Below are 23003 nucleotides of genomic sequence, written 5' to 3'. Positions count from 1 at the left end.
TTACTCGCTCTCGGTGAAGAGTCGCTTGGCGACGCCCATGGCGGCCATGCCCTTGGGCCAGCCTGCGTAGAGCGTGACATGGGTGATGGCTTCGATGAGTTCTTCCCGGGTGACGCCGTTCTCAATGGCGCGGCCAAGGTGGAAGCCGAGCTGTTCGGTGTTGCCGCCGGCGGTGAGTACGGCGACGGTGATGAGGCTGCGGTCACGGGCCGGAAGCTCCGGGCGGTTCCAGACGTCCGCGAACAGGACGTCGTCGGTGAGCTCGGCGAGCTTCGGGGCGAAGTCTCCGAACATGTTCCGGCCTCCGCCGATCTGTTGGGGTTGGTCAGTCATGATTTTCCTTCTTTCAGTGGAAACTGGAATTGCTGCACAGGGCTTCATGCAGGGCTTCAACCGCCTCGTTGGTCACAGTTGTTTGCGTCGCCGCGCCAGGGGCGTGAGTTCGTTGGCGCCATAGCTGTTGTCGTCCGGGTTGACGGTAACGCCGGGTGCGACGAGCTGGTCGATGCGGTCCAGCACGTCGCTGGCCAAGGTGATGTCCGCGGCGGGCAGGTAAGACTCGAGCTGTTCCATGGTGCGCGGTCCCACGATGGCGGCCGTGACGCCGGGGTGGTTGATCACGAAGGCGATGGCCAGTTCGATGAGCGTCAGCCCGGCTTGTTCAGCGAGGCGGGCGAGTTCTTCTACGATGTCGAGCTTGCGCTGGTTGGCCGGGCTCGTCATGTCGAACCGGGCGTTCGGCCGCGCGGTTGAGGTGGGCGCGGAGGCTGCGTTTTTACGCCAGCGCCCGGAGAGCCAGCCGCCGCTGAGCGGGCTGTAGGTCAGGGTGCCCATACCGTGGCGCTGCACCGTGGGAAGGATGTCCTCCTCGATACCGCGGACCAGGATCGAGTACGGCGGCTGCTCGGTGACAAACCGCTCGAGGTTGCGTTCCCGGGATGCCCATTGGGCTTCCACGATCTGCGACCCGGAATACGACGAGGAGCCGACGTACCGCACCTTCCCTTGGCGGACCAGGTCGGTGAGGGCGCCGAGAGTCTCCTCGACGTCGGTATCCGGGCTGGGCCGGTGCACCTGGTAGAGGTCGATGTAATCGGTGTTCAAGCGGCGAAGGGAGTCTTCGACCGCCCGCATGATCCAGCGGCGGGATCCACCCCGCTGGTTGGGATCGTCCTCGCTCATGGGCATGAAGAACTTCGTGGCGAGGAACACGTCCTCACGCCGGCCTTCCAGTGCCTGCCCGACGATTTCCTCGGATCCCCCGCCGGAGTAGACATCGGCGGTGTCGATGAAGTTGATTCCCGCGTCGAGGGCGCGGTGGATGATTCGAATGGAGTCCGCGGTGTCATTGTTGCCCCAGGGGCCGAACATCATCGCGCCGAGGCATAAGGGACTGACCCGCACGCCGGTGCGGCCAAGGGGACGGTATTCCATGATGGTGCCTTCTCTCTGTCTCAGGCTTCGGGGATGACCATGGCGAAGCGTTCTTCGCGGGCCTCGTCGGGATCCGGTCCGTTGCGCACGCCGGTGTCGAGTGCGTCGATGGCGGCGAGTTCGTCGGCGCCGAGTTCGAAGTCGAAGACGTCGAAGTTCTCCGCGATGCGTGCGGGGTTGGTCGACTTCGGGATGGCTGAGCGGCCCTGCTGCAGGTGCCAGCGGATCATGACCTGGGCGGGGCTTTTTCCGTGTGTTTGTCCGATGCCGGTGATAGTCGGGTCTTCCATCACGTTCCTGCGCTTCTCGCCCCATCCGGGGTAAAAAGTGATGCCTCCGATCGGTGACCACGCCTGGGTAAGGATGCCGTGTTCGGTGTCCTTTGCCTGGACGGCGGGCTGGGCGAAGTACGGGTGCAGCTCAATCTGGTTCACCGCCGGGACGACGTCTGTGGCCGCCAGCAACTGCACCAGGTGGTGCGGCATGAAGTTGCTGACACCGATCGCCCGGACGCGCCCGTCAGCAAGCAGGGTCTCCAGTGCCTTGTACGCGCCGACAGTTCTTTCGAAGCGGTCGGGGGCGGGCTGATGCAGGATGAACAGGTCCAGGTAGTCGACGCCCAGCTTGCCAACAGCCTTCTCCCAGGCGTGCAGCGTCTGGTCGTACCCGTAGTCGCTGACCCAGACTTTGGTCTCGATGAACACGTCGGAACGGTCCAGGCCCGAGTTGCGGATGCCCTCACCGACCTCCCGCTCGTTGCCGTACGCCGCGGCAGTGTCGATGTGCCGGTAGCCGGCCGCCAGCGCCGTTTCGACGGCCGCCGTCGTTTGCTCCGGTGCGCTTTGGAAGACGCCCAGTCCGAGGGCGGGCATCGTGACGCCGTTATTGAGAGTAAGTTCCATGTTCATGCCTTTCACGGTATTCAGGTGTGCGGGATTGTGGGAGGGCACGTGAGTACCCCCTTTTCGGATGTTGACAGGTCAGCGGGCGGCCTCGGCCAGGGGTGCGGGTGCGGCCCCGAGCGGTGTCCGGGCCCGGCGGGCGGCCAGATCAGCGGGCAGAATGAGGGCCGCGGTGACAGCCAGGGCCAGGAGCAGGAGGACACTGCCCGTGGTGAGGGCAGCGCTGACCTGCGTGGCCAGGTGCCCTGCGGCAGCGCCGGCGGCCGGGACAGTGGCTGCGGCCGCGACCGCGATGCCCAGCCCGAGGCAGGTGGCCGGGGAGGCCCAGCCCCCGTCGGCGGTGTTGATGATGCCGAACACGAGCGCGCCGACACCCAGGGTCGCGCTGAGCGCGCCGAACAGGTCGAAGCGGCGGCCGGCCCTGCCGGTTTCCGGGAGGAACCGCGGAGCGAGTGCGATCATCGCGGCGCCGATGGGTACGTTGACGAAGAACCCGGCACGCCAGGAGATCCAGTGGGCCAGCGCCCCGCCGATGACCAGTCCCAGGCTGGCACCCATCCCTGCGGTCGCGCCGTATAACGCCACGGCCCGCGTGCCCTCACGGCCTTCCGGGAAGCTCGCCATGAGCAGGGACAGGGAGGCGGGCGCGACGATCGCCGCCCCGATGCCCTGGATCGCCCGGCCGGCGATCGCCCACCAGCCCGCCGGGGCCAGCCCGATCAGCAGGGACGCGACCGAGAACACCACCAGCCCGAACACGAAGACACGCCGGCGGCCGAGGAGGTCGCCGGCCCGGGCGCCGAGAACCAGCAGGCCGCCGAAGACCAGCGTGTACGCGTCCTGGAGCCAGGAAAGCTCCCCGGTACCCAGCTGGAGATCGGCCTGCAGGCTCGGCAGGGCCGTGAAGATGACCGAGTTGTCCAGCAGGATCATGAAGTAGCTGGCGAGGATGATCGCCAGGATCGCCGCCGGGCGGCCAGTAGCTGCGGGTTCAGGATTCATGTTTTCCATGGAACCGTGATTTCTCAACGGCGGGGAGTCACGGACGTTCCGGGTAATGCCAGTGCCTCCCTCGTCGCATAGGCCGCGGGTAGCGTGGAGGCCATGACACACAGCGACGACGTGCGGAAGTTCCTGACCTCCCGCCGTGCCAGGATCACGCCAGAGGAGGCCGGCCTCCCGGTCTACGGCGGAAACCGCCGCGTTACCGGGCTGCGCCGCGAGGAAGTCGCGATGCTCGCCGGGATGAGCATCGATTACTACATACGCCTTGAGCGCGGAAACCTCTCCGGCGCCTCGGACAGCGTCCTTGAAGCCCTCTGCCGGGCACTTAAGCTTGACGACGCCGAGACGGCCCACCTTTTTGACCTGGCCCGCGCGGCCACGGCCGCTCCCCGGGTGCGGCGAAAGCGCAGCCCGCAGACGGTGCGGCCGAGCGTGCAACGCGTCATTGATGCGATCACGACGGCGCCGGCCTGGGTCCGCAACGACCGCGGGGATGTCCTTGCCGCCAACGAACTCGGCCGTGCCCTCTACCTGGACATGATGGCTGAGCAGGTGACTCCGCCGAACAGTGCACGGTTCACCTTCCTGAACCCGAAAGCGCGGGAGTTCTTCGCCGATTGGGAACGCAGCGCGGACGACATCGTCGCGGTCCTGAGGTCCACCGCCGGGAAAAACCCCTACGACAGGGACCTCACGGACCTGGTCGGAGAGCTTTCGACCCGCAGCGAGGAGTTCCGCACCCGGTGGGCGAGGCACGACGTGAAGTACCACCGCACCGGCCGCAAACGGCTCCACCACCCGATCGTGGGGGACCTGGACCTGAGCTTCGAAGCATTGGAACTGCCCGCGGACCCGGGGCTGCGCATCAACGTCTACACAGCAGATCCCGGGACACCCTCCGAGGACGCCCTGAAAGTCCTCGCCAGCTGGGCCGCCACCCAGCGCGAAACGGCAGCGGCCGCAGTCAGGGAGAAGAAATGACCGACCGTTTCTCCACCGCGCTCATTGTTGGCGCCACCCAGTCAATGCCCGGGTCCGGTGACAATCTTCTTTCGTTCGGATTCGTGCGCGCCGCCCTTCTTCGCCAGCGTTGAGCACGCCTCCTCGATATCCCGGGCGAGCGTGTCGACGTGCTCGCGGCTCATCGTTTCCTTGACCAGCGCACGCATGATCGTCACGTTCTGGGCGTTCGGCGGCAGGGTGTAGGCCGGCACCATCCAGCCGCGTTCGGCCGAGAGCTGCCAGGCAATGTCGAACTCGTCGTACCCGGGGTCGGCGGCGAGCCGGAACGCGACCAGGGGAAGTTGCTCCTCGTCGGGGCCGATGATCTCGAACCGGCCCATGGCCTCCAACTTCTCGGCGAGGGCGCGGGCGTTGGTCTGCATGTTCTGCATGATGTAGGTGTAGCCGGCGCGGCCGTAGCGCACGAAGTTGTAGTACTGGGCGAGGACCATCGACGAGCCGGTGGAGAAGTTCAGGGTGAATGTCGAGTCGGTCTTGCCGAGGTAGTTCTCCTCAAAAACAAGGTCCTTGGCCAGGTCGGCCTTCTCCCGGAAGATCAGCCAGCCGATGCCGGGATAGACCAGTCCGAACTTGTGTCCGGAGACATTGATCGAGCGGACCTGCTCGAGCCGGAAGTCCCACTTGGAGTCCGGGTACAGGAAGGGCCAGACAAACCCCCCGCTGGCCCCGTCCACGTGCAGCGGCACATCAAGGCCCCGCTCACCCTTGATCCGGACCAGCAGGTCGTTGATGCCGGCGATGTCGTCTTTGTGCCCGGTGAACGTCGTGCCCAGCACGGCTGCGACGCCGATCGTGTTCTCATCGATATGGGCCTCCACGTCCTCCGGGCCGATCGTGTACTTCCCCGGCTGCAGGGGCACGATCCGCGGCTCGACGTCGAAGTAGCGGCAGAACTTCTCCCACACAACATGCACGTCGCCGCCGAACACCATGTTAGGGCTCGACGTCGATGCGCCGGCGGCCTCGCGGCGTTTGCGCCAGTTCCACTTCAGGGACAGGCCGCCGAGCATGATCGCCTCGGACGATCCCTGGGTCCGGGCGCCCGTCGTCTCGCCGGGCGCGTGGAAAAGGTCTGCGAGCATCCGAATGCAGCGCTGCTCGATTTCGGCCGTGCGGGGATATTCGGCGTGGTCGATGAAATTGCGGTGCAGGTTCGCTGCGATGATCTGCTGGGCCTGCGGCTCCATCCATGTCGTTACGAAGGTGGCCAGGTTCCGGGCCGGATCACCCTCCAGCGCCAGGTCCTCCGACACCAGCCGCAAAGCGTCCTCAGCAGGAATGCCGGTCTCCGGGAACTCACGGCTCGGAACCTCCTGGGTGACAAATCGGTTGCCGAACAGTGCCACGTCGGCGTCCGCCGGCTGGGAATTTATTGACATCACTTCTCCTCACGAGACTGTTGAAAGGGGGTTACGGATGAGCTCCCCGGTCCGCGGGAACCGAGACGGCGGCGGATTCTGGACTCAGCATCAGAATCGCGCCGGTGAGGAAGCACAGGGCTCCTACGAGGGTGCCGAGAGTGGCCAGGTCGGCGTTCCAGACATCGCCGCTCGACGGTATGACAAAGGCCGCCAGAGCCGAGACGCCGAACGCAACAGAGCCGGCCAGGTTGATCACGCCGATTTTCCACACCCGGGGCCTGGGCCTGCCGGCAATGGCGCGACCGGCATCCCGCAACGCCACACCGCTGGCAACGAGGAAGGCGACTGAACCCAGCGCATCGGGTCGCCACACCCGCTGCTCGGTCAGCGCCACACTGAGATTGACCCGCAATGCGTTTCCCGTACTCCAGTTGAACCACAGCGTGCCGGCAAGTTGAACTGCGCAGGCGAGCCAGCCGAGATTCCGTGGCGCCCACACCCAAAACCAGTGGCGGCGCTTGGCCCCCAGGAACGGGAGGGCGTCAACGGCTTCGCGGTACTGCAGGAAAGACGCACTGGTGAAGAACAGCGAACCGACGAAGAAGGTGATCGCGCACAAGCGCAATCCCACGGCCTCGGCGTATGACGGAACCGCCCCCAAGGCGAACAGACTCGAGCCAATGATGAACAACCACGCGATCCACCGGTCCCGTCCGGTCGAACCTCCCGCGCTCGACATCTCACTTGCATGGCCGGACTTCGAGGCGGCCCGATGGTGGACCTTCCCGCCAGCGTCAGGCGCCGCGGGCCCTTTCGGGCCCGGGACCGGGAGCACGTTGGAGATCACGAAGGCCACCGCCACAGCCACCACCACCTGCGGTGTTACCGCCACACCGTCCACTCCCAGCAGCAGCGTGGCCAGCAGGGTCGACGTCAACGGCAGCCGCAGCATGGCTGCGCACATGGCTCCCATGCCCAWGCCGAGTCCTGCCGCGAGATTCATTCCGGGCAACCCGCTCGCGACAATACCGAGCGCCGCACCGATGAACATCGAAGGGAACACGGGCCCACCACGAAATGCGCTCAGCGAGAGCCCGTAGGCAAAGGCCTTACAAGTGATCAGCAGGAGGAGCGCCGAAAGCGAGTAGTCCGTGGCGTGTTCGACCAGATCCGGAAGGGCGTCCTGCCCCGAGAACAAGACCTGCGTGAAGCTGTTCCCAGAGATCAACTGGTAGGCCATCGCGGCAAGACCGATCAGCAGGCCGAGCCCAGAGGTCACCAATATCCGGTTCAGGTGCACGACCGGACGAAGCGAGAGCCCGACCCAGCGGATCAACCATCCCAACAGCGCGCCGACGACGCCCATGATCACCGCCCAGCCCAGCGTCGCCAGGGTCGGCGGCACCGCAGGCGGCACGACGGGCAGCGCCAGCGAGAAGCTGCCCAGCCCGGTCCAGCCGTCCAGGCCGACGAACACCAGCGCCCCGACGCCGGAAGCGAGCAGTCCGGGCAGGGCCATCAGGCTCAGCGTCATTCCCCCGATCCCGGCGGCCTCCATGATCAGGAATGCACCGAGCACGGGGGATCCGAGCAGGGTACTGATCGCTGCGAAGCTGCCGGCCGACGCCATGATCGTCAGGGCCATCGGCGGAGCGTCCTTCTTCGCCAGGTGCACCGCCAACGCCCCGAGGCCGCCACCGATCGCGATCAGCGGACCCTCCGGCCCGAGCACCGCACCCAGGCTGAGCGTGGTCAGTGCCGCGAGAATAATGCCCACGAGCTCCCGGCCGCTGGGCGGACCGCCGCCCGTCTTGAATCCGAAAGCCGGTGAGTGGCCCGCGGTTCCCGGAAGATACCGTATGGTCGACGCCGTCAACAGCCCACACAGCACCAACCAGGGAACCGGCCACCAGGCAGGAACGGGACCCCCGAGGACTTGTTCCGGCAGGCCGACAAAGACGTACTGCTGGACCACCGCGACCAAAGCGAGAAAGCCGTACGCAATGACCGAGATGGGAACGCCCAAGACCGCAGCCAGCACGAGCGCAGAGATGTACGCCCTGGAACGAATGACGACGGCCGGATCGAAACTGGGCGGCGATGCGGCAGGCTCGCTCATTCCCGGCAACCCGGCGCGGCTGTGACGATTCGGGTGACCCCGAATGTCCTTTTTCCAACTCGGGGCGGCGTGCCCGTCCGGCAACACCGCGGGTCACCGATGATCAACGAGCAGAACATCATCCCTCCTCCTTCCGCCAGACGGCGGGAGCCTTTAGCGAGGTCTCACAAGCGATAGAGGTGGTCCTTCAGATGTTCTCCAAGCTAACCCTTCCAGTGGGGGCGGTCGTCACCCAATGCGGGTGAAAGAGAACCAAAGCGCTGCGGTTCACACCCCAGGTGCCCCCGGTGCCCCCGCTCCGTCCGGGCGTGACCACGGCGTGACCGGGCGCTCCTGCCGGACGCCGTCCACCGTGATGTCCACTCTCTCATTGAAGAAACTGACAAGTCCGTGGATCTGGGCGGCGTCGAGGAGCCGCCGGTCATAGCTCCACGCGACGTTCCTGCCTTGCCCGGAAGCAGGGTAGCTCCAGTAGCTCGCCTGGCCCTTGTACGGGCAGATGGTCCGTTTGGGGCTCTCTTCCATCAGATCCAGCCGCACATCCGACGGCGGAATGTAGTAGCGCACCGGCAGCATGGTTTCGTAGAGCAGCTGCGCGCCGTTCGTCGTGGCGAGAGTGACGCCGTCGAGCCCTACCTCAACGGTGAGCGAGGACGCCCGGATGTCCACACGATGGAACGGATCACGTGGGTGGCCGGTGATCTCCTCGTCGTCCTCGAGCCAGTCGAAGGCGTTGAAATCCAGCACCACGTAGCCGGCGAGGTCGGGGTCCGCCGGCCGGAAGGCGGCGCGGGGCAGCCTCGCATGGGGGGTGACGACGTCGAGCTCCTCACCGGCCGCCGTGTGCCTGCCGAACCCCGTGCGCGGATCCAGTGCCCGCGGCCCCTCCCGGCTCACTCTGAAGCCGTGTTCCGGGACATCGCCCGCCTGCTGCCCCGGCGGCGCCAGTTCGGCCCGGAGGTCGCCTTCGGAAACTGCGTAGATGGGGGTGATGCGTTTGGGCTCCCACACCAAGAGCGCACCCAGAGTGTCGACGACGGCACGCCCGCCCACCATGGCACGGACCCTTTTTGCGGTGGGCTGGTAACGCAAATCGGGGAACGTGCTGAAGAGGACGTCAGATATCTTCGTGGCCATGACTACAGGGTGGGCGTCCGTTATCCTGCCGTCAACGACTGTCCCGGCCACCCGCCGGCCGGCGGGCGGTCAGCGGGGGACGTGTAGGCCGTGGAACGCCATGGTGATGACGTCGTCGGCCAGCTTCTCCGGGGACAGCGAGCCGCCCGGCTTGTACCACTCGACGATCGAGTTGATGGTGCCGAACAGCAGCCGGGTGACGGTGCGGGGGTCAATGTCCTGGCGGAGCGAGCCCTCATCCCGGGCCTCGGAAATCAGTGCGGCGACCTTGTGGTCGAAGGTGCGGCGCCGTTCCAACGCATCCCGCTCGATCTCCGTGTTCCCGCGCAGGCGCAGCAGCAGCGTCACGAAGGGCAGCCGCTCCACCAGCACCGAGATGGTCTGGCGGACCACGAACTCCAGCCGGGCATCGGCCGAACCGGAGGTTGCCCCGGGCTGGTCCAGGATCGCCTCGAGCCCGCCCAGGGCGTGGTCCAGGGCTAGCTTCAGCAGGTCACCCTTGGACGGGACGTGGTGGTAGATCGCGGACTTGGAGATGCCCAGGTTCTCAGCAAGGATACCCATCGAGGTGGCATCGTAGCCGTGGCGGTTGAAGACGTCGACGGCGATGACCAGCACCGACTGCTGGTCATAGCCGGGGCGGCCGCGCTTGGTGGTGGTTGCTGTGCTGGGCATAGTGGCTAGTTTCTCACGATCTGGTGCTCACTCAGCCCTTGGGGCGCATGTCGTAGATCCGGCGCAGCTTGCCGTTGGACCGCTCCAGCGAACCGGGGTCGACGACGTCGACGGTGCAGGAGGAACCGACGTGGATCTTGATCTGCTGCTGCAGGGCCTTGGCAGCCGCCGCCGCGCCCTCGACGCTGACGGCGTCGCGGCGCTCGATCTTGACGGTCATCTGGTCCATCCGATGGCCCTCGGGCCGGGTCAGTTCCAGCTGGAAGTGCGGGCTGAGTTCGGGGATGCGCAGGGCGATCTCCTCGATTTGGGAGGGGAACAGGTTCACGCCGCGCAGGATGATCATGTCGTCGCTGCGGCCGGTGATGCGGCCCATGCGGCGGTGCGCCGGGCGCGCGGTGCCCGGCAGCAGCCGGGTGAGGTCCTTGGTGCGGTACCGGATGATCGGCAGCGCTTCCTTGGTGAGTGAGGTGAAGACGAGCTCGCCCGGTTCGCCGTCGCCCAGCACCACCGTGGGGTCGAAGGCATCAATGATCTCCGGGCGGAAGTGGTCCTCCCAGATGTGGCTGCCGTCCTGCGTTTCGACGGCTTCGCCGGCGACGCCCGGGCCCATGACCTCGGAGAGGCCGTAGATGTCGCAGGCCTTGAGGTTCATGGTGGTCTCGAGCTCGTGCCGCATTTCCTCGGTCCACGGCTCGGCGCCCAGGACCGCGTACTTCAGCGACGTGGAGGCCGGGTCGATGCCCTGCTTCATCATCGCGTCGGCGATGGTCAGCAGGTACGTGGGGGTGGCCAGGATGGCGTCGGGCTTGAAGTCCTGGATGAGCGTGATCTGGCGCTCGGTCTGGCCGCCGGAGATCGGGATGACGGTGCAGCCGAGGGCCTCGGCGCCGGCGTGGGCGCCCATGCCGCCGGTGAACAACCCGTAGCCGTAGGCGTTGTGCACCTTCATGCCGGGCCGGACGCCGGAGGCGCGCAGCGAGCGGGCCACAAGCTTGGCCCAGTCGGCGAGGTCCTTCTTCGTGTAGCCCACCACGGTGGCGCGGCCCGTCGTGCCGGAGCTGGCGTGGATCCGCGCGACCTCGTTCTGCGGCACGGCGAACATGCCGAAGGGGTACTCGAGGCGGAGGTCCTCCTTGGTGGTGAAGGGGAACTTGCCGAGGTCGGAGAGCTCACGCAGGTCCGCCGGGTGGACGCCGGCCTCATCGAACTTGCGCTTGTACAGGGGGACTCGGTCATAGGCGTAGGCCACCGTGTGCTGCAGGCGGCTGAGCTGAAGGGCCTCGAGCTCGTCGCGGGAGATGGTCTCCTCGCGGTCCAGGACAGCGTCAGTTGTGGCGGCGGCAGTTTCTTGGGTCATCAGTGGTTCCCTGTTTCTATTTCTTGGAGATGGTGCGGCTGCGGCCGCGGAACTCGGCGATGAGTTCCCACGTAGGGGCGTCGGTATCGGTGGGGAGCTGGCCCGGTAGGGTTGCTGCGGGGGCCGCGCCGGCCGGTGCCGCCGCCGGGATGCCCGCGCCAGGGTCGGCGGCGTAGATCTGGATGTCGTACAACCCGCTGCGTCCGGTGCTGGCGCGGCGGTTCGCGACGGCGGTCAGCACCTGTCCGCGGAAGGCGGGCTTCAGGAAGTTGATGTCGACGCCGGCAGCAACCGTGATGTTGGAGTCCTCGCCCGGGAGCGGGTTGGCCGGGTTGCAGGCGAGGGCGAAGGCGGTGTCGCCGAAGGCGAAGATCATTCCGCCGTGGGCCATGCCGAAGCCGTTGAGCATTTCCTGCCGGAGCGTCATGCGGATCGTGGCATGCCCGTCGTCCAGCGCCAGGACTTCGATGCCCATCCATTCCGAGGCGTAGTCGTCTTTCAGGATGGGGTGGGTGCCCCCGGAAACCGTCAGTTCAGCCATGCGTCGTTGCCTCCAGCTTTATTTACCGAATGTTCATTAGGTAATCCCATGTGGGTGCCCGCTGTCAAGGGGTGTAAGTATGCTGGGACACATGGCCAAAGGAATTTACGTCAGCGCGACCACCCCGGGCTCCGGCAAGTCCCTCATAGCGCTGGGGCTGGCGGACACCCTCCACCGGCACGCGGACCGGATCGGCTTCTTCAAGCCTGTGGTTCACGGCAACGACGCCGCGGCGGACCCGATGGTGGCGCTGATGAAGGCCCGGTTCGATCTTGATGACCAGCGCTGCCGCGGCGGCCTGACGTTTGCCGAGGTCCGCGGGCTGCTGGCCGAGGGAAACAGGGCCGAGATCGACGCCCGCTGCGTGGAGATCTTCGCCGAAATGTCCCGCCACTGCGACGTGGTGATTGTGGAGGGGACGGACCTCACCGGCCAGGATGCCGCCGTCGAATTCGACCTCAACGCTCGCCTCGCGAACAACCTGGCCGCCTCGATCGTCGCCGTGGTGGGCGCGAAGGGGCGGACCGTCGCGGAGGCTGCCGACGCCGTCGAGGTTGCCCGCAAGGAACTGGCGGCGGAACACTGCAGCCTCCTGGCCATCATGGTGAACCGCGCCGACCCGGAGGACGTGGACGGGATCGTCGCCGCCGTGAAGCCCGGCGCGTCCGGCCGCCCCGTCTACGTCTTCCCCGAGCTGGACGACATCGCACGGCCCACCACCGGGGAGGTGGCCTCGGCCCTTGGGATCCGCCAGGTGGCCGGCCGGCAGGACATGGAACGCGACGTCCATTCCATCAAGGTGGCGGCGATGAACGTGGCCAACTTCCTGCACGTGCTCGACGACGGCGCCCTCGTGATCGTCCCGGGTGACCGTGCGGACGTGATGGTCGCGTGCCTCGCGTCGTCGTTCTCGCCGGAGTTTCCGGTGCCGTCGGCGCTCATCCTCACCGGCGGCCTGGCCCCGGACCCCAACATCTACTCGCTGCTGGCGCAGGCACCATTCCCCGTGTTCGCGGCCCCGGACGATACCTACACCACCGCCAAACGGGTGTCCGAGGTCCGCAGCGAGATCTGGTCGGGGCACCGCCGCAAGGTGGCCTCGGCCGTGGGGCTGTGGGCTAAGCGCGTGGACGAGGCCGAGCTGGTGGAGCGGCTGCACCTGCCGCGGCTGGAGCGGATGACGCCGCTGCGGTTCCTGCACGACCTCATTGAGCGGGCCCGGCTGCAGCGCCGGCACATTGTCCTGCCCGAGGGGAACGACGTGCGGATCCTGCGGGCCGCCGAAATTCTGCACCGGCGGGACGTCTGCGACCTCACGATCCTGGGCAATGAGTCGGCGGTCCGGGAGCTGGCGTCCACCCAGGGCATCGACCTCTCCGGCATGAGCATCGTGGACCCCGCGACGTCGGAGCTGCGCCAGCAGTTTGCCCAGAAGTACGCGGAGCTGCGGGCGCACAAGGGCGTGGACCTGGCCCGGGCGCTGGAAGTCATGCTCGACGGCAGCTACTTCGGCACCATGATGGTGCAGCTCGGCGTGGTGGACGGCATGGTGTCCGGCGCCGCGCACACCACGGCCCACACCATCCGTCCCGCGCTGGAGTTCGTCAAGACCCGGGACGGCGTCAAGATCGTCTCCTCGGTGTTCCTGATGCTGATGCCGGACCGGGTGCTGGTCTACGGCGACTGCGCGGTCAACCCTGACCCGAACGCGGAGCAGCTGGCGGATATCGCGCTGGCCTCAGCCGAGACCGCAGCCCAGTTCGGCGTGGAGCCGCGGGTGGCCATGCTGTCCTACTCCACCGGCGGATCCGGGACCGGGGAAGCAGTGGACAAAGTCCGGCAGGCCACCGAAGTCGTGAAGGACCGCCGCCCGGATCTCGCCGTTGAAGGCCCCATCCAGTACGACGCCGCCGTCGACGCCGCCATCGCCGCGTCCAAGATGCCGGGCTCGTCCGTGGCAGGGCAGGCGACCGTGTTCATCTTCCCGGACCTGAACACCGGCAACAACACCTACAAGGCAGTGCAGCAGTCCTCGGGTGCGGTCGCCGTCGGGCCGGTCCTACAGGGCCTCCGCAAGCCGGTTAACGACCTCTCGCGCGGGTGCACCGTGGAGGACATCGTGAACACGGTGGCCATCACCGCCGTGCAGGCGCAGTCCGTGGAGCCCGCTACCGAGCCGGAACCTGCGGCTGCCCGCGCATAGTCAGCTGTTTTCCTGGTCAGCTGTTTTCCGGCTTCGCCGGACTTTCGGGGTCTTCCTCCTTGGCCGGCTCATCGGCCAGGCCCGCCGGCGTGAGATCCAGGTCCTCCAGATTCTCGGGGGCCTCGGGCGCTTCGCCGACCTCGGCGGCTTTGGGGTTTCCTGTGTCGTCCAGGGCCGGGTTCGCGCCGACGACGCCGGTGGGATCCTGTTTACCGGAACCGCTGGCGGGTTCGGTGCCCGCTGGTTCGGTGCCCTCCGGCTGGGTCGCGTCGTCAGTCATGGAAATCCCCTTCGTGAGTTGTCCAGTTGGTCCGCCGACTCTAGGCGCCCGGCCAGGCTTTCGCAACGGACCGGCTTTCGCAACGGATGGGCGCCACTGGCGTTCCGGCAATTTGGTCCGGCAATTTATAGTGGATCCCACGGAGCGCTCGGCCAGGCTCCGGCGTGATGCCAGTCCCGGCGCACCCTCGGGTAGCGTCGAAGCCAAGGCTTAGGAGGCCCCATGCTCGTGCTCGTCATCAACTCCGGCTCGTCTTCGCTCAAGTACCAGGTGCGCGACGTCGAGGCCGGCAGCGTGCTCACCGAAGGCCTGGTCGAGAAGATCGGCATGGGTGCCGGCGGTGAGGGCGACGGCCAGATCGAGGGCCCGCGCGACCACGCCGAGGCGCTGGAACAAGTGGACGCGGCCATCCACGACGCACTGGGGGACCGCGTACTGGATGCCGTCGGCCACCGCGTGGTGCACGGCGGGGAGCGCTTCGCCGAGCCGGTGCTGGTCAACAACGAGATCACCCGGGCCATTGAGCGGCTGAACCCGCTCGCCCCGTTGCACAACCCCGCCAACGTCCTTGGCATCCGCGCGATCTCGAAGAAGTGGCCCGAACTGCCGCAGGTGGCCGTGTTCGACACCGCCTTCCACCGCACCCTGCCTGAGCACGCCTGGCGCTATGCGGTGCCGGACGAGCTCTACACGAACCATGGGATCCGCCGCTACGGCTTCCACGGCACCTCGCACGAATACGTTGCGCACCGGTCGGCGGCGCTGCTGGACGTTCCGGTCGAGGAGTTCGACGCCGTGATCGCCCACCTGGGGAACGGCGCCTCGGTCACCGCGATCCGGGGCGGCCAGTCAATCGACACGTCCATGGGATTCACGCCCCTCGAGGGACTCGTCATGGGCACCCGATCCGGCGACCTCGACCCGTCCATCCTGGTCTTCCTCGGCCGGAACGGATGGTCACCCGAGGACCTGGATTCGATGCTGAACCGGCAGTCCGGGCTCAAAGGCCTGGCCGGCAACAACGACATGCGCTCCGTGGTCGAGGCCGCGGAAGCCGGCGATGCAAAGGCGGCCATGGCCCTGGCGGTCGCGTCCTACCGGCTCGCGAAGTACATCGGCGGCTACCACGTGGCCGTGGGCGGCGCGAAGGCCCTTGTGTTCACGGCCGGAATCGGCGAGAACTCGCACCAGTTCCGGAACCTGGTGGCGCAGCGGCTCGGTGCCCTCGGCGTCGAGCTCGACGCCGGGCTGAACCGGGAACGGTCCAGGGAACCCCGCGTCATTTCCACCCCGACGTCGGCCCTGCCGGTCCTTGTGGTTCCCACCGACGAGGAACGGGCGATCGCGGAGGCAACGGCCGCCGTCGTCGCGCAGGCCTCCGTTGCTCCGTAGCCGCCCTTTTGGCCGCGCAAAACGGCGCTTCCGGAGCAGCGGATGGGTAGCGTTGGGGACATGAATGAACCCAAGCCGCTGCCTCCGCTGCCCATCCGCACCGAGCGGCTGGTGCTGCGGCGTTTTGCAGCTGCCGACCTCGATGCCTTCCATGCCTACCACTCGCTCCCGGAAACCGCCCGGTTCCTGCCCCGCGAGGCCAAGAGCTACACCCAGTCGATGGAAACGGTGGGGCGATACGCCAACTTCGAGTTCGAGAAGGAGGGTGACTGGGTGGCCCTGGCGATTGAGGCCCAGGATTCGCCCGGGCTCCTCGGCGAGGTGGTGCTGAAGTGGCTGGAGGGGTGCGGGCAGGCCGAGATCGGCTGGAGCCTGGCCCCGGAGGCGCGGGGACGGGGCATCGCCAGCGAGGCCGCCCGGGCACTGCTGAAGCTCGGCTTTGAGGACCTGGGCTTCCACCGCATCGACGCCAAGCTCGATGCCCTGAACACGGCCTCGGCGGCACTCTGTGAACGGCTCGGCATGCGCCTGGAATCACGGCAGGTGGACAAATGGCATTACAAGGGCGAATGGGCCACGGAGGTGGTGTACGCCATCCTCGCGGACGAGTGGAAGGCCCGCTGACCGGGCCCGGCGCTTGAACCCGGGCACCTCCGCCTGGTGCAGCGTAGCGGCCGACTCAACAGTCGGTCTCAAGCTCAACCACGGGCCTCAGGTGCCGGACGAACCAGGCTCATAGGTCCCGTACGTCGGAAGCCCCGCCGACTCATAGACAAGAATCGCGAGTCCGCCCGGCGTCGCCTCATTGCCGACCAGACGCAGGCCCGCCGGGGCGCCTCCGGCCGGAAACAGTTGCCTGCCGTTACCCACCACCACAGGGGCGATCACCAGCCTCAGTTCGTCGATCAGCCCCTTCGCCAGCAGCGACTGGGCCAGCCGGGCACTCCCGTGGATCTGTAACTCCCGGCCGGGCTGCCTCTTCAACTCAGCGACCTGTGCGGGGACGTCCCCGGACAGGATGGTCGTGGGCGTCCAACCAGCCTGCGCCAGGCTCTGCGAGACCACGTACTTCGGCAAACCGTTCATCTTCTCAGAGAACGGATCATCAGGGTCCGTGATTCTCGGCCAGTCCCTCGCAAAGTTGACGTAGGTCCGGCGGCCGAACAGCAACGCATCCGCCTCACCCAGCCAGTGCGCCGCCTGCTGGATGAATTCCTCGTCAAGGTAGGGGACGAACCAACCTCCTTGTGAGAAGCCGTCGCTGGTATCCTCCTCGGGCGATCCAGGACCCTGCGCCACGCCGTCCAATGTGAGGAACTCTGTCAGCGTTAGTCTCATCGTGTTGCCTCTCCGTGCTGCGTGCTGCGTGCTGGGTGCTGGGTGCTGGGTGCTCCGGGTGCCGGGTTCACCGGCCCGGGCTGGGCCTGGAATCACGGCAGGTGGCACTACAAGGACGAACGGGCCACGGAAATGGTGTACACCTTCCCCGCGGATGAATGGAAGGCCCGGCAGCAGGTATCCGGCATCCGACGGCGCAACGAGGCCCCAATCTAAGGGACGCGTCAATCTAAGGGAAGCGCCAATCTAAGGGAAGTACCGACCTGACGGGGAAGCGCTCTGATGCGGTGGCGGTCTGTCGAGACGCCGATCTGACGCAGATGGCCGGAATGAAGTCCTCATTCCGGCCATCTGCGTCAATTCGGGCCCAAGCCGAACCCGATTCGGGCCCAAGCCGAACCCGATTCGGGCCCAACCCGAACCCGATTCGGACCCAAAATCGGTCCTCGCCTTAGGGCGCCGGCGGCGCGGTGGATGCCGGCGCCGGTGAGACCGCGCCCGGTGCGGGAGCCGCGGGTTGCGTCAGCTGCTGCCCTGCCGGCTCCGTGGCACCGGAGCCCGGGGCGGGACCGGACGACGTCGTACCGTCACCCGGCGCCGTGGCTCCCGTGGRCCCCGGGGCCGGGGCCTGCGTGCTGCCGGGGGTGGTTTCGGCAGTGGCTCCCGACGTCGTACCGGGCGTGGCAGCGGTACCGGCACCAGGCGTGGCGGCAGGAGTGGCGCCCGGCGTCGGGGCTGTACCGGCGGACCCGGCCGGGGTGGCGCTCGGATCGGCCTTGATGACCGCCATGATCTGTTCCTTGTACGCGCTGAGCCGGCCCTGGATCTCCGAGAGCGGCTGGTTCCGCAGGTCCTTGCCGTAGGCGGCGATCTCCTGCCACAGCTCGTTGAGCCTGGCCGTGCCGTCGCTGCTCAGGGGCCCATCCAAGGTCAGGACAAGTTGGCTGGCCAGGGCGTAGGTCAGGCACCGGACGCAGTTATAGTTCGCCGACGCCGAGAGATTTTCCGGAACGATCACATCGGTCTGTCCCACAATCAGGACCACCTGGAAGCCCACCGCCACGGCGGCGCAGTCCGCGCAGCTGGCAAACGCGTAGGCCTCATTCCGTGTGTCCACAGTGTCACCGTCCTCGGCCCAGACCAGGGCGAAGGCGACGTCGTAGACCACGGAACCGTCAGTGGTGTTGACCGCTAGCGACTGGTTGCCGTCGTCCTCCGGAGCGGCCGGCTTGTCGAAGGGGAAGACCCAGGAAGGGCCAGCCGGCGCCGCCGCGGGGGCGGCCGTGCTGGCCGTGTCGGACTGCCGGGGCACCAGGACCATGCTCAGCTGCGGGTCCTCGCGTGTGGGCCTCCGGGCGCCCTCCGGCCACAGTGCAACGGTCGTTCCCGACTGGCCCTCGGCCATCCGGGACGCGGCGGAGGCCGGGAAGACGGCGGTGGTGGCGTCGGCCAGGGTGCCGCGCTCGTAGGGCTGGACCGGGCGGTAGGTGTCAGCTCCCGGCCACCAGGCCCAGGCGAGGCCCGCCGCCACCGCCGCGATCGCAACGATGGCGGTGGCACGCTGGAGGGCCTTTCCGCGGGTCTTGCGCCACAGGCCGGTGGCCAGCTGGCGGACCAGGCGCAACAGGATGTAGAAGATGCCCAGCACCGGCAGCGCCAGGCAGGCGATCGCGATCACCCGGACGGCGGCGTCGGCGAGGTCCCCGGTGGCGACGCTGTGGGAAAGCATGGCCTGCTGCTTCAGGCCGTTATCCCAGGCGGTGCCCAGGACGCGCGGCAGGGTGAGCACCATGGTGGCCATGCTGAAGAGCAGCAGGGGGACCGTGACCAGCACCCAGATGGTGACCACGGCCCGCGCCCAGGGCTTCAGGAGCCCGGCTTCGGGATCGGTCTTCCGCCACGGCACCAGGGCCAGCAGCGTGGGCTTGATGCGCTGGAACAGGTCCGGGACACCGGTAGCGTCGGCCAGGATATGGTAGCCGTCGAAGCGGACCAGCGGCATCAGCTGCCGGACCATCTGCAGGATCTGGGTGACCACCACCAGCAGCAGCGCATCGAAGCCGGTGGCCCACCAGATGCCCATGATCGCGACGGCCACGATGGCGTTGAAGTACAGTCCGCCGAGGTCCGTGCGCAGCCGGCCGCCGCGCCCCAGCCGGTAGGAATCCGTGACGTCGGTATAGAAGGCCGGCCACATCAGATACAGGCCGGTCCCCATGGCGCCGGGGGTGGCCCCGCCGCGGCGGGCGGCGGCGGCGTGGCCGAACTCATGGAAACCGGCCGAGAGCACCGTGACCACCAGGATCAAAAGCACCAGTCCGGGGTTGGCAAAGGCCTCATGCGTGGCCGATGCCAGACCCTTGACCATCAGCACCCACCAGCACGTGGCCAGGAAGGCCGCGGTCACGGCCACCACGATCAAGGGGTTGAATAGCGTGGCGAACGGCGCGGTGATCTTCCGGGTGCGGTCCGGATCGGTAACCGAGTACCGGAAGCGCATACCCAGCAGCGGGTTCGATTTCTTTACCGCCGGCTCGGAACCGTCCGCCAGCTGCAGGAGGCCGAGGGGGAGCAGCTGGGAAGTGATCAGGGTGCGGACGTTCTCGGCACTGACGAGCCGTCCGAAACTGTCACTGGCGTGCCCGGCGATTTCTTCCAGGCCCCGCTCGCCGTCGATCGCCTCGAGCACCAGGTACAGCAGTCGGGTGAGCTGGATGGTCTGGCCGTCGGAGCGGCGCACGAGGGACGGGGCTTCCTTGTAACCGGATCCCTTCGCCTCGCCGATCAGCTGGACGCCGGCGGCCCGCACGGGAACCGGCTGCAGGCCGACCGCGGCGGACGACGGCGGGCCGGCAGCGTCGCCGCGTGCGCCGGCGTCGGGCGATGTGGCGCCGCCGGTGGCAGGCAGGGCCGGAGGGCCGTCCTGACCGGACGGCCCTCCGTGCACAGTGCTCATCTAGGTGCTACTGCTTCAGGTCGGACTGCTGGTCAGCCGACGCCGTAGCGTCGCCATGGATGTCCTGGTTGATGATGGCATCCTGCTGGGCGACGGCGAACGCGTTGCTGTCGATGGAGCCGATGTTGGCGCCGACGGCAGCGTCGATCGGCGCGGCCACGTTGGCGTTGGCGGCCACCGCACCATTGATCGGTGCCGCGATGCCGGCGTTGGCGTCCAGGTTCACATCGACGTTGAGCAGGTTGCCGCTGAGGGCACCCGCGGCGCCGGCGGCGGCCCCGACATCCGTCGGCAGCGCACCGCCCAGGTCCGGGGCCGTGCCATCCGGCAAGACGCCGGTGGCATCGGCGGGTACCGTGCCGGCCGGTACAGCGCCGCCGAGATCGGCCGTGGCAGCAGGCGTGACCGGATCCGTGGCAGCGGGCGCTGCGGCAGAACCTGCTGTGGTCCCGGCGTCCGCACCGGTGCCCTGGTCGATGACACTGTCCTGGGTGGAGTCTGCCGTGGCATCGCCCGTGACGCCCTGGTTGATAATGGTGCCCTGGTCTGCGAGGGCCTGGGACTCGGATCCGACGGAGAGGACGTTAGCCGAAGCGCCTGCGTCAATCGGGGCGGCCACGTTGGCGTTGGCCGCGATGCCGAGGTCGATCGGCGCCGCGGCGCTGATCCCGAGGTTCAGGTCGGCGTTCAGGTCCAGGACGGAGGCGACTTCCTTGTCCGGGAGAGCCGTGCCGCCCTGCGCCATCAGCTCATCATCAGTCAACGGGGTCATTCCCTGCTCAACGCTCATAACAAACTCCATCTCCGGCACCCAGTGCCCGGTCAAAGCCCTACGACGCCCCGCCCCCAGCGGACGGGTTCCACGTCGAAATGCCCATCATGCCAGTAAATAGTAAGCATGATGACCAAATATCGGTAGCGGGCTCCCGGATTAACGCCGGAAAGCCCGCTGACCGGCCGGAAAACGCATCGATTGCTCCATAAGTGCCCTAATGGAGGTCCAAAAGGGCGGCTACGGAGCAACCGATGGGGTTCTTACTTCAGTCCGGCCCCGGGCAGCAGTTCGGTGGCGCCGAGGGAATCGGCGACGAACGCGTAGTCCCAGGCCCGTTCGCGCCACTGCACGTATCGGCCCGACGCGCCGCCGTGGCCGCCTTCCATCTCGATTTTCAGAACGACGGGTTCGCCGCCGGTGTTCACCTCGCGCAGCCGCTGCACCCACTTGGCCGGCTCCACGTAGAGCACGCGGGTGTCGTTGAAGCTGGTGACCGCGGCGATCTTCGGGTACGCCACGGCACGGACGTTCTCGTACGGCGTGTACGACTTCATGTACGCGTACACGTCAGGGTCGGTGATCGGGTTGCCCCATTCCTCCCACTCCAGCGCCGACAGCGGCAGGTCGGGGTCCAGGATGGTGGTCAGTGCGTCCACGAACGGGACGGCGGCAACGATCGCCGCGTACTTTTCCGGCGCCAGGTTGGCGACCGCGCCCATGAGCAGGCCGCCGGCGGAGCCGCCCATCGCCGCGATCCGTGCCGGGTCCACCCAGCCGGAACCGGCGAGCCAGTCCGTGGCCGCAATGAAGTCGGTGAACGTGTTTTTCTTGTGCAGCTTCTTGCCGTCGTCGTACCAGTGCCGGCCCAGCTCGCCGCCGCCCCGGATGTGGGCGATCACAAACACGATGCCCCGGTCCAGCAGGGACAACCGGGGGATCCCGAAGCCCGGATCCATGCTCATTTCGTAGGAGCCGTAGCCGTACACCAGGCCGGCCGCCGTCGAATCCTGCCTGACGGAGGCGTGGCGGAGGACCGAGAGCGGAATCCGGGTCCCGTCGGACGCCACTGCCCATTCCCGGGTGGCGACGTAGTCCGACGGCGTGTAGCCGCCCAGCACCGGGCTTTCCTTGCGCAGCAGGAGTTCACCGGCCGGGAGCTCCGGGGTGGGCAGCACAAAGTCGTAGACCCGCGACGGGGTGAAGTAGGAGGTGTAGCCCATCCGGATGACGGGCGCCTCGTAGTCGGAGCCCGCGACGCCGGCGGTATACAGCTCTTCGGTGAACGCAGGCTCCACGGCGGCGCCCTGCTCCGGGGTGCCCAGTCCTGCCAGGGGCAGGACCTGGACCCGTTCAATGGTGTCCTTGCGGACGGAGACCACCGCGTGGGTCGACGTGACGCCGGCGCCGTTGACTCGGACCTGGTCGGAATGGGCGACGACGGTGTCCCAGTGCTGCTCGGCGAGCGGCTTTGCGAGCTCGGCCGGGTCCACCAGCGAGACCATGGAATTGATGGCGTCCCTGTTGTGCGTGAGCAGGATCCGCTCCCGGCCCCGCCCCGAGGCGTCCGCCAGCAGGAACGGCTCGGCCTCGTAGAGGATGCGGTCGTCGCGGGAGATCACGGTGCGCAGGCCGGCGTCGGGGTCATCAAAGCGCAGCAGGCGGGTCTCGCTGAACTCGGAGCAGCCGATGCTGAGCACCAGGTGCCGCCGGTCGGCAGAGAGCTCGAAGCCGAGCCACATGGCGACGTCGTCCTCCTGGTAGATGACCGTGTCCTCGCCGACGGGTGTGCCGAGCACGTGGGACTTGACCTGGTACGGCCGCCACGAATCGTCCACCACGGTATAGAAGATCCGGCTGCCGTCGGGGGAGAAGGAGATGCCGTAGAAGACGTTGTCGATCACATCCGGCAGCAAGTCGCCGGTGCGGAGGTCCTTGATGCGCAGGGTGAAGCGCTCGTCGCCGGCGTTGTCCACGGCGTAGGCGTAGAGGGTGCCGTCGATGGTCGTGGCGGCCCCGCCCACGGCGAAGAACGGCTTGCCCTCGGCCTCGAGGTTGCCATCGAGGAGGACCTCCTCGCCCGGGATGACGACGCCGGCCTCCACGGCCGGGGGAGTCCAGTCCGCGACGCGGTCCCCGGTGTCCTGGCCGCGCACGCGGCAGTGGATGCCGTACTCCTTGCCCTCGACCGAGCGGGTGAAATACCACCAGCCGTCCCTGCGGTTCGGGACGGAAAGGTCAGTTTCCTGGGTGCGGCCCTTGATTTCCTGGAAGATCGCCTCGCGCAGCGGCTCCTGGTGCGCGGTCACGGACTCCTGGTAGGAGTTTTCCGCCTTGAGCAGGTCCACGACCTCTGCGGACTCCTTGTCCCGGAGCCACTCGTAGTTGTCCTCGAACGCGTCGCCGTGATGGGTGCGCACCGAGGGAACTTTCCGGGCGACGGGAGGCTGCGGGGACGGCTGGGCGGGAGTCTGGGTCATGGACCCAATCTACCGAAGAGCGGCG

Annotated in this window: 20 protein-coding genes; 5 read left to right on the top strand and 15 right to left on the bottom strand. The window is 67.4% G+C overall.

The genetic code is table 11. The annotated features are described in order from the left end of the window. From AC1D1W_RS04620 to AC1D1W_RS04605, 4 genes are all read right to left on the bottom strand, one after another. Window positions 1–333, bottom strand: a complete 333-nt coding sequence (locus AC1D1W_RS04620) for a carboxymuconolactone decarboxylase family protein (protein ID WP_476943064.1) — start codon at window positions 331–333, stop codon at window positions 1–3. Between the two features lie 72 nt (window positions 334–405). After that, window positions 406–1434: an aldo/keto reductase gene (locus AC1D1W_RS04615; RefSeq protein ID WP_243181920.1), complete on the bottom strand. Its 1029-nt coding sequence runs from the start codon at window positions 1432–1434 to the stop codon at window positions 406–408. Window positions 1435–1454: 20 nt separating this feature from the next. After that, window positions 1455–2336, bottom strand: coding sequence for an aldo/keto reductase (locus AC1D1W_RS04610; RefSeq protein ID WP_476943063.1), 882 nt, complete (start codon window positions 2334–2336; stop codon window positions 1455–1457). 78 nt (window positions 2337–2414) lie between these two features. Continuing rightward, window positions 2415–3347 carry an MFS transporter gene (locus tag AC1D1W_RS04605; protein WP_476943062.1) on the bottom strand — a complete coding sequence of 311 codons (933 nt, stop codon included), beginning with the start codon at window positions 3345–3347 and terminating at the stop codon, window positions 2415–2417. A gap of 93 nt (window positions 3348–3440) precedes the next feature. Here AC1D1W_RS04605 and AC1D1W_RS04600 point away from each other — a divergent pair, with 93 nt between their 5' ends. After that, on the top strand, window positions 3441–4322 hold the full coding sequence (locus tag AC1D1W_RS04600) for a helix-turn-helix transcriptional regulator (protein ID WP_476943061.1): 882 nt from the start codon (window positions 3441–3443) through the stop codon (window positions 4320–4322). Window positions 4323–4363: 41 nt separating this feature from the next. Here the strand turns inward: AC1D1W_RS04600 and gad are convergent, their stop codons facing one another. Beyond that, window positions 4364–5743, bottom strand: coding sequence for a glutamate decarboxylase (gad, locus tag AC1D1W_RS04595; protein WP_476943060.1), 1380 nt, complete (start codon window positions 5741–5743; stop codon window positions 4364–4366). Window positions 5744–5774: 31 nt separating this feature from the next. Then, window positions 5775–7616: a chloride channel protein gene (locus AC1D1W_RS04590; protein ID WP_476943098.1), complete on the bottom strand. Its 1842-nt coding sequence runs from the start codon at window positions 7614–7616 to the stop codon at window positions 5775–5777. A gap of 112 nt (window positions 7617–7728) precedes the next feature. On the opposite strand from AC1D1W_RS04590, the gene AC1D1W_RS04585 reads away from it, so the two are divergent. Then, entirely contained in the window at window positions 7729–7869 is a 141-nt protein-coding gene (locus tag AC1D1W_RS04585; protein WP_476943100.1) for a hypothetical protein, read from the top strand. 242 nt (window positions 7870–8111) lie between these two features. Here the strand turns inward: AC1D1W_RS04585 and AC1D1W_RS04580 are convergent, their stop codons facing one another. The 4 genes from AC1D1W_RS04580 to AC1D1W_RS04565 form a co-directional block, all read right to left on the bottom strand. Further along, entirely contained in the window at window positions 8112–8981 is an 870-nt protein-coding gene (locus tag AC1D1W_RS04580; RefSeq protein ID WP_476943059.1) for a DUF427 domain-containing protein, read from the bottom strand. Between the two features lie 69 nt (window positions 8982–9050). Then, window positions 9051–9656, bottom strand: a complete 606-nt coding sequence (locus tag AC1D1W_RS04575) for a TetR/AcrR family transcriptional regulator (protein ID WP_028276376.1) — start codon at window positions 9654–9656, stop codon at window positions 9051–9053. 31 nt (window positions 9657–9687) lie between these two features. After that, a complete protein-coding gene (paaK, locus tag AC1D1W_RS04570) occupies window positions 9688–11016 on the bottom strand; it encodes a phenylacetate--CoA ligase PaaK (protein ID WP_028276375.1) in 1329 nt (442 codons plus the stop codon). A gap of 16 nt (window positions 11017–11032) precedes the next feature. Next, window positions 11033–11557 carry a hotdog fold thioesterase gene (locus AC1D1W_RS04565; protein WP_476943058.1) on the bottom strand — a complete coding sequence of 175 codons (525 nt, stop codon included), beginning with the start codon at window positions 11555–11557 and terminating at the stop codon, window positions 11033–11035. Window positions 11558–11648: 91 nt separating this feature from the next. Between AC1D1W_RS04565 and pta the strand changes: the two genes are divergently transcribed. Further along, on the top strand, window positions 11649–13760 hold the full coding sequence (gene pta, locus AC1D1W_RS04560) for a phosphate acetyltransferase (RefSeq protein WP_476943057.1): 2112 nt from the start codon (window positions 11649–11651) through the stop codon (window positions 13758–13760). 16 nt (window positions 13761–13776) lie between these two features. Here pta and AC1D1W_RS04555 read toward each other — a convergent pair whose 3' ends face one another. Continuing rightward, on the bottom strand, window positions 13777–14040 hold the full coding sequence (locus AC1D1W_RS04555; RefSeq protein WP_243181910.1) for a hypothetical protein: 264 nt from the start codon (window positions 14038–14040) through the stop codon (window positions 13777–13779). Between the two features lie 222 nt (window positions 14041–14262). On the opposite strand from AC1D1W_RS04555, the gene AC1D1W_RS04550 reads away from it, so the two are divergent. Further along, entirely contained in the window at window positions 14263–15432 is a 1170-nt protein-coding gene (locus tag AC1D1W_RS04550) for an acetate kinase (RefSeq protein WP_243181909.1), read from the top strand. Window positions 15433–15492: 60 nt separating this feature from the next. Further along, window positions 15493–16056, top strand: coding sequence for a GNAT family N-acetyltransferase (locus AC1D1W_RS04545; protein ID WP_079554917.1), 564 nt, complete (start codon window positions 15493–15495; stop codon window positions 16054–16056). 87 nt (window positions 16057–16143) lie between these two features. Here the strand turns inward: AC1D1W_RS04545 and AC1D1W_RS04540 are convergent, their stop codons facing one another. From AC1D1W_RS04540 to AC1D1W_RS04525, 4 genes are all read right to left on the bottom strand, one after another. Further along, window positions 16144–16770: a dihydrofolate reductase family protein gene (locus AC1D1W_RS04540; protein WP_476943056.1), complete on the bottom strand. Its 627-nt coding sequence runs from the start codon at window positions 16768–16770 to the stop codon at window positions 16144–16146. Window positions 16771–17221: 451 nt separating this feature from the next. After that, entirely contained in the window at window positions 17222–19726 is a 2505-nt protein-coding gene (locus AC1D1W_RS04535; RefSeq protein ID WP_476943055.1) for a hypothetical protein, read from the bottom strand. Between the two features lie 7 nt (window positions 19727–19733). Further along, a complete protein-coding gene (locus AC1D1W_RS04530) occupies window positions 19734–20516 on the bottom strand; it encodes a peptidoglycan-binding protein (RefSeq protein WP_476943054.1) in 783 nt (260 codons plus the stop codon). Window positions 20517–20761: 245 nt separating this feature from the next. Continuing rightward, window positions 20762–22978: a S9 family peptidase gene (locus tag AC1D1W_RS04525; protein WP_476943053.1), complete on the bottom strand. Its 2217-nt coding sequence runs from the start codon at window positions 22976–22978 to the stop codon at window positions 20762–20764. Between the last annotated feature and the right edge of the window lie 25 nt (window positions 22979–23003).

It is taken from the genome of Arthrobacter sp. P1_B4, assembly GCF_056406555.1.
Note: the sequence above shows the minus strand (reverse complement) of the source record. Positions and strands in the feature narration are given on the sequence as shown.